This window comes from Mucilaginibacter achroorhodeus (assembly GCF_007846095.1).
In the GTDB taxonomy this organism is placed as follows: domain Bacteria; phylum Bacteroidota; class Bacteroidia; order Sphingobacteriales; family Sphingobacteriaceae; genus Mucilaginibacter; species Mucilaginibacter achroorhodeus.
Map to the genome: position 1 here is coordinate 19,651 of NZ_VOEI01000002.1, position 15,332 is coordinate 34,982.

A 15,332-nucleotide genomic window follows, 5' to 3' on the forward strand; every position below is an offset into this window, starting at 1 on the left:
GTCATGATAGTTTCCAGACATACATTTCGGTATCGAATATTTAAATACCCGTCTATGTTGTTGGTTTTTTCTACTGCATGGTTAGGATGGAGTTTCTTTACGGAAAGGCAATTTATTTTCGCCACATTTTGCTTTATCGGTGCGGCCTGGATGCCTTATTTCATCTATAATGAATTTAAACAAATCTTTATCGATACTGAGAAAAGAACAGTCACATTCAAAGCTTTTCCATTTAGAACAATTAAAAAGTATCCATTTGATTATTTTGAGGGATACGTTGAATCAACAGTTGATAGCAAGGGTAACCCAGACGGATTTAGCGAAGACTACAGATGTTACTATCTGATAAAAAACCGCAGGGTGAAATACAAAATTACAGGTATTGAATATGACAACATCGATGAAATAGAAGAAGGTATAGCTCACCTTCCCTATTTGGGATATCAGGAAAATACGTTTTCGCTATCTTTGAAAATAAGACTTAACCGGAGAATAGTTTAACATGCTTGAACAATACGACCTTGGCAACCTTATGGTGCTGGATATTGAGACTGTGCCGCAATACCCTTTATATAACGACATGCCGGAAATACTGAAGGAGCTTTGGGCGCACAAAACCCGCAACATGCGTGGTGAAGCAACAGCGGAGGAATTTTACGAGCGCGCGGGTATCTGGGCCGAGTTTGGTAAGATTGTTTGTATCTCCGTTGGCATTTTCATCAATAGCAGTGGCAAGCGGCCGGGGTTAAGGATTAAATCCTTTGCGGGACACGACGAGAAAGAACTGCTGAAAGAGTTTTCAAGGATGCTGAGCGGACAACCATTGAGTGTTATCCTATGCGCCCACAACGGCAAAGAATTTGATTTTCCATACATCTGCCGCAGGATGTTGATACACGGCATACCTTTTCCACCGCACTTACAAATGCAGGGCAAAAAACCATGGGAAATACAGCACCTGGACACTATGGAGCTTTGGAAATTTGGTGATTATAAGAGCTATACTTCGCTGAATTTGCTAACGGCGATATTTGATATACCAACACCCAAGGATGATATAGATGGCAGTCAGGTAGGCCACGTTTACTGGGTTGAGGAAGCTTTAGAACGTATTTGTACCTATTGCCAAAAAGATGTTGTTGCTACGGCACAGCTCATACGCCGTTACCGCGGAGAAAGTTTGATCGAGGATGAATGTGTTACGGTGGTGGAGTGAGGAATACTCCCGGTAACGGGCTCTACCTTATATAGAGCCATCATTATTCCTTAAGTTGCGTATTTGTTCTAAGGCGAGCACATCGCTTCGGTCCTTAGGCCGATCAATTACCTTTTTATTTTCGATTAGCTGATTGATGTGCAGAAAAGGAACCTGCACGCCATCGATTTCTGCAATTGAAGCCATTGACATACATTCATCAAATGAATAGGTTTCCAGACCTTTCATCTCAGTCATGATGTCTAATTCTAAACCATTGTTCAAGCGAAACGATGTCCAACCGGCAATAAATTGCATTGTTTCTATCATAGAATAATCGGGCATACCATAATCTAAAAATGCCTGACGGAGACTTTTACGATTTTCAAGTGTATCTTTAAGCCAAATATCCATATCTCCTGTAAAGCGCTGATAACCATGTAAATTTAAAGCGTATCCGCCCACCATTATATATTTTACCTGATTATTCTCAAGTGCTCCCCAAAACGCCAATATTTCTTCATCAAAAATATCCATTGGCTTATTTTGCTATAGATGATTTATGAGTAATCTTGGCCTTTTGCATGGTAAGCTGGGTTTTATATAGCATGGTACAAAAAAGAAAACGGTCCTTGTAAGTCCGTTTTAAGCCTTCTTTCAATTGGGAAATTTCAGCTTCAGTAAGTGTTGCTTTTTCAGTCATGACCGTTGTTAATTACAAATTTACGCAAAAACAATACCCTAACAAATTCATTGATCATCATTACATCAAATGCCGCAGGTATAACTCCGGGTTATTTAAAAAGGATTTGGTAAGCGTGAAATGTTCAGTGTCAGTGTAACTCACTTCAGTTATTCCACTATCATCAAATTGCAGCACCGTGGCACTCGGATAACAAAGTAATATGGGCGAGTGTGTTGCTATCAGGAATTGCGCCCGGCCTCCTTTTTCCAATTCGCTGATCACCGACATAAACGCCAATACTCTTGCAGGCGACAAAGCAGCTTCCGGTTCATCAAGTATATAAACTCCACTCTCGAACTGGTTGTTAAATAAAGCTAAGAAAGATTCGCCGTGAGATTGTTGATGCAGCGAACGCCCGCCATATGCGTTTAAAATCCGACTGTCTTCTTTAGCGATCTCATCAATATAAGAAGCAAAATTAAAGAAGCTTTCCGCCCGCATAAAGAAACCTTCTGTTACCCGCCTGGGCGACCAGATCAATTTTAGGTACTCTGCCAGTGCCGATTCATAGCCTTCAAACCTGTGACCGGTATTTAAGTTATGGTTCCGGTTACCTCCCCGCAAATTAAAGCCACATTGTTCTGCTATACCCTCCAGCAAAGTAGATTTTCCGGAACCGTTCTCGCCCACAAAGAACGTGACGTTACTTTTCAACTCGAGATTTATGCCATTGCTTAGACTGGAAATCTGTTGCAAGTAGCTGTTCTCAATTGGCGGGCATAATATTTTATTTAAAGCAGGCTTCGCTTTGGTAAATATATCAAATGGAGCAATGTAAACCTGCGGAGTGCTCAACAAAAAAGCCCCGATATTGCTATCAGGGCTTTAAAATTGCTGTGCGGAAGAAGGGACTCGAACCCCCACGCCTCGCGGCGCCAGATCCTAAGTCTGGTGCGGCTACCAATTACGCCACTTCCGCGTTTGGTTTTTAAGAGACCGCAAAGATAGCGTTTCTCTGTAAACTATAAAATCAAAATATTCAATTTTGCGTATCTGCCTCATTATTTGGCGATAAATTTTCAATTAGCGTATTAAAGTATCCCGGCGAATGCAATAAACGACTGCCATACCATGAGAAAAGCTCACCGTCAACCAGTTTTATTTGGGCGTTTGGTAACATCGCTTTAAACTCAGTAACGTGTTTTTCTGCAAAGGGATAAGGCTCTGAGGATAGCAGCAGTATTTCAGGGTTCAAATCTTTGAGGGCATCATCTGTAAGTTGAGGGTAACGGCTTTCTGTTACCAGGTTTTTAAAACCGCAGCGTTGGAGCATGTCATTGATAAAGGTACCCGAACCGGCGGCCATGTACGGGTTCTTCCAGATGAGGTAAACGCAGCTAAGGTTTGCTTGTAGACCTGCAAGCGCATCAAATCCCGATCTGATATTGTTTACCATCTGCACGGCCTTTTCGGCTGTGTCTGTAATCTGGCCTACGCGTTCGATCATTTCAAGCGCAGTGTCCAAGTCGTGAATGTCGCTTATCCAAACCGGATAATACTGCATCAGGTCTTCTACCTGGCTTTGCTCATTCTCCTCCTTGTTGGCAATGATCAGGTCGGGCTTTAGGGAATGGATCTCCTCCATGTTCAGTTGCTTTGTACCGCCAACTTTGCTTACCCGTTTCACCTGGTCTGCCGGGTGGATGCAGAATTTAGTGATGCCCACCACCCTGTCCGCAAGGCCAAGATCAAACAGCAGCTCGGTTTGCGAAGGTACCAGCGAGATGATGCGTTTTGGTCTATCAGGCATCTCTACATTACGGTTCATCTGATCAACAAATAGCGGCATATTTTTGGCTTGATTTGTACAACAGTAAAATTAGTAGTTTTGCGATGATGAATTATTTTGAATTTTACGACATCCCCGAGAGCTTTCACCCGGATGCCGCCCATATAAAGAAACAGTTTTATGCTTTAAGCAAGCAGTTTCACCCGGATTTCCATGCCAATGCCGACGATGAAAAGCAGCAGGAAATACTGGAACTTTCTACGCTGAACAACAAGGCTTACCAGACCTTAAGCGACCCAAATAAGGTGCTGGAGTACGTTTTAAAGCTGCACGACCTGGTTAGCGAGGGTGCAAAACCACAATTACCTGCAGATTTTTTAATGGAAATGATGGACATCAACGAGCGCCTTATGGAAATTGAAAATGCGGAGCAGTTTGGGGAGATAAGCGCAGAAGTTGCTGCCATTGAGGGCGATATGAACGAAGAACTTAAAAGCCTTACCCGCGATTACGATACTTTGAACGATACCGCTAAAGAAAACAGGCTTAACGAAATTGCAAATATTTACTACAGACAAAAATATCTTTTGCGAATTAAAGAGAGTTTAGATACATTTGCAGCCCGCTTATAAGCAAACACGCTTAGCAAATGCCCAGATGGCGGAATTGGTAGACGCGCTGGTCTCAAACACCTGTGGGAAACCGTGCCGGTTCGACTCCGGCTCTGGGTACGACAGACGTCGATTGATCCCTGTAACTTTAAAAAGTTACGGGGATTTTTATTTTATGATAAACATGATTATATACGACTGTATTGTTATCTACTATCGGTACAATATCGACAACTTTATCGAATAAAGCGATTTTTAAGGTCAATGTGAAGCTTGGCTCCCTTACTGTTATCTACAACAGGCATAATCGTTACCTCGAAACCTTCATAAAAAATTAGCCTGAAATAACAGTTAAATTCTCCATTTATGTTTCCTTCAAAAAACTGGAATTTAAATACCTCCGGGTTTGAGCCATCAAAGATATTGTAATTAATATGTTCGAAACCTGTTAATCGAAATTGTATGTCGGTGATACCGTCATCGGTCAAAAATCTATTATAGAATGGGGCAGGTCGAGATTGCCAAACCTTTTTGTATATGTGATAATATAGTCCATAACCGATTTTACACATCACTGAGTCAACCCTTATACGGTCATGAAGAAATGAGTCTTCAAACCTGGTCTTAAAGGTCCGTAAGAATAATTTTGGACTATTAATGTAACCTCTCCTTACACTATCCTTCCAAAGACCTAATGCAGTTCCATTATTACCTGAGGATGAAATTATGATTCCTCTTACATATTCATCATCCTTTGATGTTGCATTATTATGTAAAGTACAAGAAGGGACGGTAATTAAATTTTCCCTTTTATTCTTTGGGAAATAAGATTTTGGGGGGACGTGCTCAACTGTGGTGGCTGGCTGATCACACATATAACAAGTGGCTTTAGACATGGATAAGATTTTGGCTGAGCTAAGATAAGTTAAATATCTTATTCGCAGCATCGTCAAGAATTTGATAGTTCCGAATATCCTTGAAGTACTGTCGGTGCACTTTAAAACTACTCTACCCTAAGAGCTCTCGTCGCCATGGGGTTTGTGGACCTTATCAATGGCCATCCGCGCGAATGTGTTTCAGACGATGTGGGTCGATAGCGGTTTGGCAATGTATGTTTTTTAGCTAAACCTTTCAGCTCTTAATTTGCAATAATCACGCATACAGATTTACAGTCTAAGCGCCTTTGTTTATTTTCGAATAAAGGCAGCTTTGAATACTTAAAAACTATTCTCCACCCAAATAAATCTTAACAAACCAAAGACAGTGATACTGTAGAAATTCCATATCATTACTAACAATGAACACCTTACACAGTGATACCATTGATTGGCTTCCGGGTAAAAGTTGGATAGCTTTTATTTTTGCAACCCTTGCTGTTCTTTGGCTTGCACATGCGGTTGCCTTCTTCCCGCACGAATATGCGCATGCCTTTACAGCCTGGATACTCGGCTGGAAAAGTAATCCTGTAGCTTTAAATTACGGGAACTTTAATCTGGCTAATATACTTATCCAGATCCAGATGGATGAAAATGTAGACTACGCGCCTATCTTCTCAAGCGGCCACGGGCACCAGGCAGGCTTTATTGCGCTTGCTGGACTACTCATCGGCAACCTTTTAATTACTTATCCGCTTAGTTTGTGGTTGTATTATTATGCAAAACGGCGTAAGAAGGAATACTTGGCCTTTTTCAGCTATTGGCTATGTGTAGCCAGCGTGGGTAATTTAATCGATTATGTTCCGGTGCGAACGTTCGGGAAGTCGGGCGATATGTATACACTTGCCAAAGGGTTCAATATCTCGCCCTGGGTCATCTGCATAACGCTTGGCGTTCTGTTCATTCTCATTCTGCTACATTTCCTGACACTTTTCGCGCCAAAAGCGCTTCAAATTATTTTCCCGCAATCAGCTGCCCGACGTGTTGTTACCGTTATACTTACCAGCGGCGCCTTGTTCGGTTTTTACGGAGCTGTAGGTTTGCTCCAGGACAGTGAAACCTCGCACATGATATCCAAGGTATCTATATTCCTCCTGATACCGGTAAGCCTTGCATTGGGAATATGGCTAACCGAAAGGAAACGAAAGTCACAGCTTAGCTGATAAAACTTCTCATTAAAACCACTTCTCTAAAGTCAATCCATAAGTAAACAGCAAGTTCTCGCTTAGCGTTCGGTTTACGCGGTTGTAGTTGAGCGAGGTGGTTAGCGCCAGCCAGCTTTGCAGTTTAAAGGACAGGTTGGTGGTTGAGCGGATATTGAAATCGCTGCCACGGTCGAAGGAATTTTGCAGGAAATTAGAACCATCGAGCACTACCCTATCCCCTATGTTAAACCTGAACTGCAGCCGCAGCGAGTTGCGAAAGGTTGTGTACTCATCGCGTGTGTTATCAGGCAGCATCAGGTCGCTGGTGTCAAAAAGCACGCCCTCGCTCAGGTTAAGGTAGTTATTTTTGCTGTCTATAAAGTTATAGGCTATACCCGCGCCGGTTAGTAACTGGTTATTTATTTTAAGCGAGTAGCTGGTGTTATAATTGGCCAGTCCCCAGTAATAAAAGTGCGGAATGCCCTTATACAGGTTAAAATCTAATGACGACGAAAAATCATTATTGCTTAAAATGCCGTTCTGCTTGCCATACACCCAACTGTTATTAAAATTGAGCGAAATATCCTTACGCTTTACATTAAACTTTAAGGCATTGTTTAGCAGGTAGGCACTGCCATCGCGGGTTTTATTGATGGAGCCGGTAGACTGGAAAGCGGTGTGGTAAAAAGTGCTGTCGTTAAATTGCGCAAAGGTTTTATTGCCAAGCAGCAAACAGACGGCAGCTGCGATAAGGGTTATTAAATACGGCCTTTTTATTCCCATAAGCTTTAAAGGCAACAATATTTTTAGCGGGATGGTTTGCGGAAATGTCTATCAGATATGATCAGCCACAAATTACATCGCCTATTTAGCCAGAAACGGGTTAAAAGTTCGCGCCCCTATTTCCATGCCCGATGCGCGGCAAATGGTTTTATCGCCAAACCTGAAATTAATATCATCCATGGCCTGGTAAAGCCGTATGCGCTCCTCGTTATCCTCAAACAAATTGATCTGGTAGCTGCCGCTGCACAGGTTGCTTAATCGCACGCCTATCAGCCTGATGGGCCGGTGATGGTTCCAGGATTTACGCAGCAGGTTTTTTATGCCGGGTATCAGAATATGTTCTGCGGCCGTAAAAGCTATCTTTTGTTGCTGGGTATGGGTCTCAAAATTAGCATAACGGATCTTGATGGCCAGGCATGATGCCAGCTTGTTCTCGCGGCGCAGTTTGCCTGCCAGTTCTTCCGTCATGGCTATCAGGATATTCTCCAGTGTACGCTGATCTTTGATGTCGCTTTCAAAGGTGTGTTCAATAGAGATAGATTTCCTGTCGCCATGCGGCGCAACCTCGCTATCGTCAATCCCGTTGGCCTTGTTGTAAATAAACAAACCCATCTTCCCAAAAACAGCTTCTAAAAACTTAAGGTTTACGCGCTGCAGGTCGCCTATTTTCTCCAGTCCGTATTGATAAAGCTTCTGGCAGGTACTCTCGCCCAGTCCGGGTAGTTTCCGAATATTCAGCGGCGCTAAAAACTCTTTCTCTTTACCATGCGGTATCCAAAGCTGTCCGTTAGGCTTAGCACTGTTAGTAGCCATTTTTGCCAGGGTTTTGCTTGATGCCATGCCGAATGAGATAGGCAGGCCGGTATCTCGGATCACTTTCTGCCGCAGCTCGGTAGCCAGTTTGTATGGATCGTAGAACCTGTCCATCCCGGTAAGATCGATATAGAACTCATCTACCGACGATTTTTGGTATAGCGGCACCATATCATGGATGATCTGCGTTACCTCGCGCGAGGCATCTGAATAGCGCCCATGGGTGCCGCGAACTACAATAGCATGCGGACAAAGTTTAAGCGCCTGCCTGGTAGGCATTGCAGAATGGATGCCGTAAGCCCGGGCCTCATAACTGGCAGATGATACCACCCCCCTGTCCTTTGATCCGCCGATGATAACCGGCTTGCCAATGAGCGAAGGATCAAACTTTCGCTCAACGGAAACAAAGAAAGAGTCGAGATCAATGTGTACGATGTACCGCTTTGCATCCATACACAAATATGAAAATTTATTTTCATTTGCTAAAATAATTAGCAAAATTTGTCAGACCAATTCACATCAAAATGACAGGTTACGCCGACTATCTTTTCTTATTATCGCCACCGCAACCTGTTATTGACGAAGTTGCGCGGTACAAAAAAGCCTCGGCCAAACACATTGGCGATTTCAGCAGCATGAACTCTAATGCGCATATCAGCGTTATGACAGCCGAACGCCAGAAACCTTATTTTGCGGAGAATACTTTAAGTCGTTTAGAGCAGCGCCTGGCCATTATGCCGCCCATATTGTTGCATATTGATGGATTTAAATACTTTGAGCACCTGCACGATAAAAAAACAATTTATGCAGCCATAAGGAACACGCCTGCTGTTGATGATTGGTTTGAATTGATGAGGAAGAACCTGGGTATCAAAAAAGTTTTTTTGCCGCATGTAACGGTTTGCCGCAACATTTCAAATGAACAGTTTAACACGTTGTGGCCCCATTTTAGGCACAAACGCTGGACGGAACCGTTTTGGGCCAACGAGCTTACCATAGCCCGCCGCGAGACTTTTGAACCCTTCGCCAAATGGCAAACACTAAAGCGCATTTCTTTCAAAGGGAACAAGGGCCTTGCTGAAACAACTAACAAGACCGATAGTAACGAACAGATAAACTTGTTTTAAGATGACGGACGTGCGGCAAATAATGTTTATGAACCTGATCTCGTTACCCGACGAGAGCAACGCACATATTATGCGGTTTAAACGCGCATGTGCCAAACACATCGGCCAGTTTGCAAGCATGAACTCGAGGGCGCATATCTCGTTCCCAGCTTTGGTATTTGATGAAAATACCTCTGCCACTTCCTTTAATTATGATGATTACTACCGCGTGATAGAAAGCATTTTGGGAAACGTGCCTGCAATCAGTTTAAAAGTGAAGGGTTTCGAGTACCTGCAGCACGGCGACCAGTATCGAACCATATGTGCTGCGCTTGAACTTGATCCGGTTACTATGCGCTGGTTTAGCTTTTTTGAAAAAATCTTCCCTGCTAAACAGAAAATTAAACCCCATATCACTATCGCGCGCAAAATACCTGTGGCTTCATTCAATAAACTCTGGCCGCACTTTCAAAAGATCGATTTTAAAGACCGCTTCACTGTAAGGAACATAACCGTGCTGCATAATCCCAGCAACCAGGCCGGGCCTTACCAGTTGTACAAGGATATCTCGCTGAGAAAAGGAAATTAGGTTTCAATACTTACTGACAAATTTTTGTCAGCGTTCACAGGCGTTCACGATGTTCACAAGTGTTCATGCCGTGAACGTGAACACTTACTTTTTTGCCAAAATATCATTAATTATCATGTCCGCGTGTATGCGCGAGTTCTCAATGAACCACAAATGGGTATCCAACCCGCCACATACTACGCCCGCAAGGTATAAGCCCGGCTGGTTCGTCTCCATGGTTTGCGGGTTGTACTCGGGTATGAACTTATCTTCAGTAAGGTTGATGCCAAGCTTAGCTAAAAACTCAAAATTGGGCTTGTAACCGGTCATGGCCATTACAAAATCGTTCGGAATGGTGACACGGCCATCGGGGGTATCGATGTCTACTTCGGTTTCGCGGATAGCTGCGAGGTTGCTGTTAAAGTAAGCCTTAACGGCACCTTCCTTAATGCGGTTGATGATATCCGGCCTTACCCAATACTTTACCCGGTGACTGATCTCGCTATCGCGTACTACCAGGGTAACATTGGCACCCTTGCGGTAGGTTTCCAAGGCCACATCAATGGCCGAGTTGCTGCTGCCCACTACCACAATGTTCTGCATGGCATAGTAGTGCGGGTCTTTGTAGTAATGTTTAACCTTTGGCAGGTCTTCGCCGGGGATATCAAGGTTCACGGCAATATCATAAAACCCGGTAGAAAGGATTACCTTTTTTGCCTGGTAAGTTTGCTTAGCTGATGTGATCTCATACCCACCGTCTATGGGCTTAACGCCGGTTATCTCTTCAAACAAATTGATAGGCAATTGATTAGATACTGCAACACGGCGGTAATACTCCAATGCTTCGGCACGTGTAGGTTTATTGTTGATGGTGACGAACGGGATGCCTCCTACCTCCAGCTTCTCTGATGTGGAAAAGAAGGTCATGGTAGACGGGTAATTGTACAGCGAATTAACCAGGCACCCCTTTTCAACAATTACAAAGCTTAGTCCGGCTTTTTGAGCCACCAAACCGCAGGCAATACCAATGGGGCCACCACCAATGATCAATATATCAAGCATGGCAGCTAATATAAGCAGCACAGCCGAGGAATGCTTAGTAAAGGGTGCTTAATTTAGAATTATGAATTTGAGGAGACTATTACGGCCCAAACCGAATTTTTGGGCATAAAAAATGGGTAAGCTACTTTTATCGCGCCGCTCAACTCTCTACCCTTGCTGCGTTCCCACCCTGGGGGAGTTCAAGAGGAGCTGGCCGTAAAAGACTTACCCGGGGCAAAGATAGAAAAAGATGCGTTTTTGATTAAGAAAATGTTAAAAAAGCAGCCTAACAAGGTTAGTAGGTTGATTATGAGAAGCTTTATTTAGCTTTTAAATAACCATTCATCTACAAACTCCCAGGGGCTACCCTTATATTCCCAAAGGGTTAAGCCCTGGGCTACCGCTTTAAACGGCTCAAAATGGTCAGAAACTTTTAGTAATGTTGATTGTGCAACTACAGGATCTACCTTGTTTTGTATAGTAATATGTGGCCAAAGCGTGTGTTTATCCTGCGGGATAAGCCATCGTTCCCAAAGTGCCTGCATGTGTTTGTGCATCATCAACAGTTGTGGTGACTCTATCTTATAGGCCACGCCCCTGCCGATGTGTTTTGGGCTGGTGATATCCATTTCAAAAACGGAAGTAGATGTGGCGATATCGACAACATCTCTGATTATCTGCTGTTCACCCGCAGGCAATTGATGAAATAGCATTACATGAGCATCAAGCCAGTTGCGATCGGAAGGGAAATACTGCTTGCGCAGGGCATCAAAATATTCTTGTGTTTTGTTGTCTATCTTTAATGTTAATAATAATAGATCGGCATGCATATTTCACCAGGAAACAATACTCGTGCCGAACGTTTCTACCACCAATCAATGCTTACACGCATTTTGTGAGTTATATTAATATTTCCGTATTGTAATGTTTTAAGTTGAGGTGTAAATTATCGAAGTTTTTTCTTGCATAAATAAAATTTAATGCAATAATTTGCACAAATTTTAAAAGCAACCACCTTTTAATTAAAATGAAAAAACAAAACATAAACAGAATGAATATCAGGTCAGTAATTGCGCCTGCTATCACTGCTTTAATGTCTGTTGTTTTGTTCTTCCCTCCTAACCGACGACGATTGTTTATACCAAGGGTTTGAATTGATTTTAATCATCAATCAACCGGAAAGAAGATCAAACTTCTTTAAACAATGTTTCTCTAATTATAAGGCTTAAAAGGCCAATAATTTAACGGTATTTCCCTATAATAATGACCATACAAGATTTTGATATAATTGTAGCATCTGCACAGCACGCAGACTATGCCGCTATGATATGTGATGAAATGGCCGAGTCTGCAAAGGCACGCGGTACCGGTATTGCACAGCGTTCGCCAGAGTATGTTGCCAATAAGATGCTGGAAGGTAAAGCTGTAATTGCTTTGCACAAAGATGGCACATGGGCAGGTTTTTGCTACATCGAAACCTGGAGCCACGGCGATTTTGTTGCCAACTCCGGCCTGGTTGTAAGTCCGATATTTCGCAAGGTGGGTTTGGCTAAAGCTATCAAAAAAGAAATATTTAAGTTATCACGCAAAAAATATCCCAATGCAAAAATATTCGGCTTGACTACCGGTTTGGCTGTTATGAAGATCAATTCAGATTTGGGTTATGAGCCTGTTACTTATTCTGAACTAACCCAGGACGAGGATTTCTGGAAAGGTTGCAAAAGCTGCGTTAACTACGATATCTTAATGAGCAAGAACCGAAAGAATTGCATGTGCACTGCCATGCTTTTTGACCCGGAAGAAGTGCAAAAGCAATACGAAGAGAAGATGAAAAAGATAACGCACAAAGCGACGCTTTTAGAGCGCATAGAAGCAGCAATTAAGCGGAGAATGGAGAAACTGGTAACCGTGCATTAATAAGAGCTGCGTCGCTTCGCTTCTCCCCCAAAAAAGAATACAACACGCGGTGACCGCGTTTTAGATAACATCAGATGCCACGCGGCATCTGTACCATGAGAAAACAACAATGGACAAACAAAAAGTAGTATTGGCATACAGCGGCGGATTAGATACATCTTTCTGCTGTATTTATTTAACACGCGACCTGGGTTATGAAGTGCACTCAGTAATTGTTAATACCGGTGGTTTTAGCGAAGAAGAGCTGAAAAACGTTGAAGAACGTGCTTACCAGATGGGTGTTACATCACACCACGTGGTTGATGAGACCGAAAACTTTTACAATACCTGCGTACGTTACCTTATTTACGGTAACGTGCTAAAGAATAATACTTACCCGCTATCGGTTAGTGCCGAGCGCGTGAGTCAGGCTACAGCCATTGCCAACTATGCAAAAGAAATTGGCGCCGTTGCGGTCGCCCACGGCAGTACCGGTGCGGGTAACGATCAGGTAAGGTTTGATATGATCTTTAACATCCTTGTTCCCGAGGTGCAGATCATTACACCTATACGCGACTTGAAACTTAGCCGCGAGGAGGAAATAGAATACCTGAAAAAACATGGTGTAGAGATGAATTTTGAAAAAGCAAAGTACTCCATCAATAAAGGTATTTGGGGAACATCTGTGGGTGGTAAGGAAACCCTTACATCACATCTTGGCCTGCCCGAGGATGCGTGGCCAACACAAGTTACCAGTTCAGAGCCAAAAACGCTCGAGTTAGTTTTTGAGAAAGGCGAATTGAAAGCTATTGACGGGACGCATTATGATCATCCAACTAAAGCCATACAAATTTTGCAAGCCATTGCACAGCCCTACGGTATAGGCAGGGATATCCACGTTGGTGACACTATCATCGGCATTAAAGGCCGCGTTGGTTTTGAAGCCGCTGCTCCAATGGTGATCATTAAAGCGCACCACACCCTGGAAAAACATGTTCTTACTAAATGGCAGTTATCATGGAAAGACCAGTTATCTTCTTTTTATGGCAACTGGTTGCATGAAGGTCAGTTTCATGATCCAATCATGCGTAACATTGAGGCTTTTCTAACGGATACCCAAAAACAGGTTAGTGGTAAAGTATTTGTTGAGTTACATCCGTATCGCTTCCAGGTTGTTGGTATCGAATCAGATCATGACCTGATGAGCAATAAATTTGGCAGCTATGGCGAAATGAACAACGCATGGAGCGGCGAAGATGTAAAAGGCTTCAGCAAGATATTTGGCAACCAGGTGATGATATATCACAAAGTAAACGGACAGGACTAATTATGGCAAACCCCATTTTTTCGAGAAGCGAATGCTTAAGCACCTACAAATGGGGTGATGACTGCTATGGCTGGAACTACGTTGACACAGATGCGCTATCAATAAAACAAGAATTGATGCCTCCTGATACATCTGAGCAACTGCATTATCACGAGAGGGCTTCACAGTTTTTCTTTGTGCTCAAAGGCAGAGCAACTTTTACCATTAACGGTGAGACAAGCATTTTGAAACCTGAGCAGGGTATTGAGATAAAACCCGGTCAGCAGCATTTTATTAGTAATAAAGAAAGCAACGACCTTGAGTTCATCCTTTACTCCTCACCATCTACTAAAAATGACAGAATTAACCTCTAAAATAAAAGCAGGCATTATTGGCGGTGCCGGTTACACCGGTGGCGAAATGCTGCGGATTTTGATCAATCACCCCAACGTTGACATCATTTTTGTTCACAGCAACAGCAATGCGGGTAACTATGTTTATGATGTTCATAAAGACCTGTTTGGCGATACCGACCTTAAGTTTTCGGCTGAACTATCAAACAACGTTGATGTGCTGTTCCTTTGTGTTGGCCATGGTGATGCTCGTAAGTTTTTAGAGGCAAATCAAATTGCCGATCATGTAAAGGTTATAGACCTAAGTCAGGATTTCAGGCTGAATCAAAATTCAACAATCAAAAGCAAAAACTTTACATATGGCTTGCCCGAGTTGAATAGAGATGCCATAAAATCAGCTGATAACATCGCTAATCCTGGTTGCTTTGCTACCTGTTTACAATTAGGCCTGCTGCCTTTGGCATCAAAAGGTTTACTAAAAAACGAGGTACATATTACGGCGACAACGGGTTCAACCGGTGCCGGTCAAGGCTTGTCACCTACTTCACACTTTACATGGAGAAACGATAACCTATCTGTTTACAAGGCTTTTAACCACCAACACCTAAACGAGATCGGACAATCGCTTAATCAGGCTGCAAGTGCTTTTACTCCCCCTTCAGGGGGTTGGGGGGCTCTAAATTTTATACCATATCGTGGCGATTTTACCCGTGGCATTATTGCATCCATGTATACGGAAAGCAACCTTACCGAAGCAGAAGCATTAAAGCTTTACCAAGATTACTATGCGGAGCACCCGTTTACACATGTAACTAACAAAGATATTGACCTTAAGCAGATCGTTAACACAAACAAATGCTTTATACAGGTTAAGGTATTTGATAATAAGGTATTTATTATCAGTATTATAGACAACTTACTTAAAGGCGCATCCGGCCAGGCAGTACAAAACATGAACTTAATGTTTGGCCTGAACGAGAGCGCCGGATTACGACTGAAGGGGGTGGCATTTTAATTAGGATGAACGGATAAAGGTCAAAGGCGAAAGGTGACCCCATTCCAATCATCAACAAGGAAGACAAAACCTTTATTCTTTCGCCGTTAAC

At 42.9% G+C, this 15,332-nt stretch carries 19 protein-coding genes, 2 tRNA genes and 1 other RNA gene; 11 read left to right on the forward strand and 11 right to left on the reverse strand.

Going from position 1 to position 15,332, the window contains the following annotated elements; translation table 11 throughout:
- The first annotated feature begins 54 nt into the window (after positions 1–54).
- Together FPZ42_RS06030 and FPZ42_RS06035 are read left to right on the forward strand one after the other, a co-directional pair.
- Entirely contained in the window at positions 55–501 is a 447-nt protein-coding gene (locus FPZ42_RS06030) for a hypothetical protein (RefSeq protein ID WP_146269605.1), read from the forward strand.
- A gap of 1 nt (position 502) precedes the next feature.
- The gene (locus FPZ42_RS06035) at positions 503–1,216 is read left to right on the forward strand and encodes a 3'-5' exonuclease (RefSeq protein ID WP_146269606.1); all 714 of its coding nucleotides are present in this window, start codon (positions 503–505) and stop codon (positions 1,214–1,216) included.
- Positions 1,217–1,243: 27 nt separating this feature from the next.
- Here FPZ42_RS06035 and FPZ42_RS06040 read toward each other — a convergent pair whose 3' ends face one another.
- From FPZ42_RS06040 to FPZ42_RS06055, 5 genes are all read right to left on the reverse strand, one after another.
- Positions 1,244–1,732, reverse strand: coding sequence for a nucleotidyltransferase (locus tag FPZ42_RS06040; RefSeq protein WP_146269607.1), 489 nt, complete (start codon positions 1,730–1,732; stop codon positions 1,244–1,246).
- Between the two features lie 4 nt (positions 1,733–1,736).
- Positions 1,737–1,898: a hypothetical protein gene (locus FPZ42_RS19135; protein ID WP_186458695.1), complete on the reverse strand. Its 162-nt coding sequence runs from the start codon at positions 1,896–1,898 to the stop codon at positions 1,737–1,739.
- 60 nt (positions 1,899–1,958) lie between these two features.
- Positions 1,959–2,738 carry an AAA family ATPase gene (locus FPZ42_RS06045; RefSeq protein WP_315898390.1) on the reverse strand — a complete coding sequence of 260 codons (780 nt, stop codon included), beginning with the start codon at positions 2,736–2,738 and terminating at the stop codon, positions 1,959–1,961.
- Positions 2,739–2,777: 39 nt separating this feature from the next.
- A tRNA-Leu gene (locus FPZ42_RS06050) sits at positions 2,778–2,859 on the reverse strand.
- 60 nt (positions 2,860–2,919) lie between these two features.
- Positions 2,920–3,729 (reverse strand): ABC transporter substrate-binding protein, encoded by an 810-nt coding sequence (locus FPZ42_RS06055; protein WP_146269608.1) that lies wholly within the window; start codon positions 3,727–3,729, stop codon positions 2,920–2,922.
- 47 nt (positions 3,730–3,776) lie between these two features.
- On the opposite strand from FPZ42_RS06055, the gene hscB reads away from it, so the two are divergent.
- Both hscB and FPZ42_RS06065 read left to right on the forward strand, forming a co-directional pair.
- The gene (gene hscB, locus FPZ42_RS06060; RefSeq protein WP_146270789.1) at positions 3,777–4,301 is read left to right on the forward strand and encodes a Fe-S protein assembly co-chaperone HscB; all 525 of its coding nucleotides are present in this window, start codon (positions 3,777–3,779) and stop codon (positions 4,299–4,301) included.
- A 19-nt stretch (positions 4,302–4,320) separates the two neighbouring features.
- A tRNA-Leu gene (locus FPZ42_RS06065) sits at positions 4,321–4,400 on the forward strand.
- A gap of 116 nt (positions 4,401–4,516) precedes the next feature.
- Here the strand turns inward: FPZ42_RS06065 and FPZ42_RS06070 are convergent.
- Positions 4,517–5,176 carry a hypothetical protein gene (locus FPZ42_RS06070; RefSeq protein ID WP_146269609.1) on the reverse strand — a complete coding sequence of 220 codons (660 nt, stop codon included), beginning with the start codon at positions 5,174–5,176 and terminating at the stop codon, positions 4,517–4,519.
- 401 nt (positions 5,177–5,577) lie between these two features.
- On the opposite strand from FPZ42_RS06070, the gene FPZ42_RS06075 reads away from it, so the two are divergent.
- Entirely contained in the window at positions 5,578–6,378 is an 801-nt protein-coding gene (locus FPZ42_RS06075; protein ID WP_146269610.1) for a hypothetical protein, read from the forward strand.
- 12 nt (positions 6,379–6,390) lie between these two features.
- Here the strand turns inward: FPZ42_RS06075 and FPZ42_RS06080 are convergent, their stop codons facing one another.
- Both FPZ42_RS06080 and dinB read right to left on the reverse strand, forming a co-directional pair.
- Complete coding sequence (locus tag FPZ42_RS06080; RefSeq protein WP_146269611.1) at positions 6,391–7,143, reverse strand: DUF481 domain-containing protein; 753 nt, start codon at positions 7,141–7,143, stop codon at positions 6,391–6,393.
- 81 nt (positions 7,144–7,224) lie between these two features.
- Positions 7,225–8,409 carry a DNA polymerase IV gene (gene dinB / locus FPZ42_RS06085; RefSeq protein WP_146269612.1) on the reverse strand — a complete coding sequence of 395 codons (1,185 nt, stop codon included), beginning with the start codon at positions 8,407–8,409 and terminating at the stop codon, positions 7,225–7,227.
- Between the two features lie 71 nt (positions 8,410–8,480).
- Here dinB and FPZ42_RS06090 point away from each other — a divergent pair, with 71 nt between their 5' ends.
- Both FPZ42_RS06090 and FPZ42_RS06095 read left to right on the forward strand, forming a co-directional pair.
- Positions 8,481–9,083, forward strand: a complete 603-nt coding sequence (locus FPZ42_RS06090) for a 2'-5' RNA ligase family protein (RefSeq protein ID WP_146269613.1) — start codon at positions 8,481–8,483, stop codon at positions 9,081–9,083.
- Between the two features lies 1 nt (position 9,084).
- Positions 9,085–9,651 carry a 2'-5' RNA ligase family protein gene (locus tag FPZ42_RS06095; protein WP_146269614.1) on the forward strand — a complete coding sequence of 189 codons (567 nt, stop codon included), beginning with the start codon at positions 9,085–9,087 and terminating at the stop codon, positions 9,649–9,651.
- A gap of 84 nt (positions 9,652–9,735) precedes the next feature.
- Here the strand turns inward: FPZ42_RS06095 and FPZ42_RS06100 are convergent, their stop codons facing one another.
- From FPZ42_RS06100 to FPZ42_RS06110, 3 genes are all read right to left on the reverse strand, one after another.
- Positions 9,736–10,692, reverse strand: coding sequence for a YpdA family putative bacillithiol disulfide reductase (locus FPZ42_RS06100; RefSeq protein ID WP_146270791.1), 957 nt, complete (start codon positions 10,690–10,692; stop codon positions 9,736–9,738).
- A gap of 111 nt (positions 10,693–10,803) precedes the next feature.
- Positions 10,804–10,902: signal recognition particle sRNA small type (gene ffs / locus FPZ42_RS06105), an RNA gene on the reverse strand.
- Positions 10,903–10,994: 92 nt separating this feature from the next.
- Positions 10,995–11,501, reverse strand: a complete 507-nt coding sequence (locus FPZ42_RS06110; RefSeq protein ID WP_146269615.1) for a 2'-5' RNA ligase family protein — start codon at positions 11,499–11,501, stop codon at positions 10,995–10,997.
- A 433-nt stretch (positions 11,502–11,934) separates the two neighbouring features.
- Between FPZ42_RS06110 and FPZ42_RS06115 the strand changes: the two genes are divergently transcribed.
- The 4 genes from FPZ42_RS06115 (at position 11,935) to argC (ending at position 15,241) form a co-directional block, all read left to right on the forward strand.
- The gene (locus FPZ42_RS06115; RefSeq protein ID WP_146269616.1) at positions 11,935–12,588 is read left to right on the forward strand and encodes a GNAT family N-acetyltransferase; all 654 of its coding nucleotides are present in this window, start codon (positions 11,935–11,937) and stop codon (positions 12,586–12,588) included.
- A 109-nt stretch (positions 12,589–12,697) separates the two neighbouring features.
- On the forward strand, positions 12,698–13,894 hold the full coding sequence (argG, locus tag FPZ42_RS06120) for an argininosuccinate synthase (RefSeq protein WP_146269617.1): 1,197 nt from the start codon (positions 12,698–12,700) through the stop codon (positions 13,892–13,894).
- Positions 13,895–13,896: 2 nt separating this feature from the next.
- Positions 13,897–14,247, forward strand: coding sequence for a cupin domain-containing protein (locus FPZ42_RS06125; protein WP_146269618.1), 351 nt, complete (start codon positions 13,897–13,899; stop codon positions 14,245–14,247).
- Positions 14,228–15,241 (forward strand): N-acetyl-gamma-glutamyl-phosphate reductase, encoded by a 1,014-nt coding sequence (gene argC / locus FPZ42_RS06130; protein WP_146269619.1) that lies wholly within the window; start codon positions 14,228–14,230, stop codon positions 15,239–15,241. The genes FPZ42_RS06125 and argC overlap by 20 nt, the downstream gene beginning before the upstream one ends.
- Positions 15,242–15,332 lie beyond the last annotated feature (91 nt).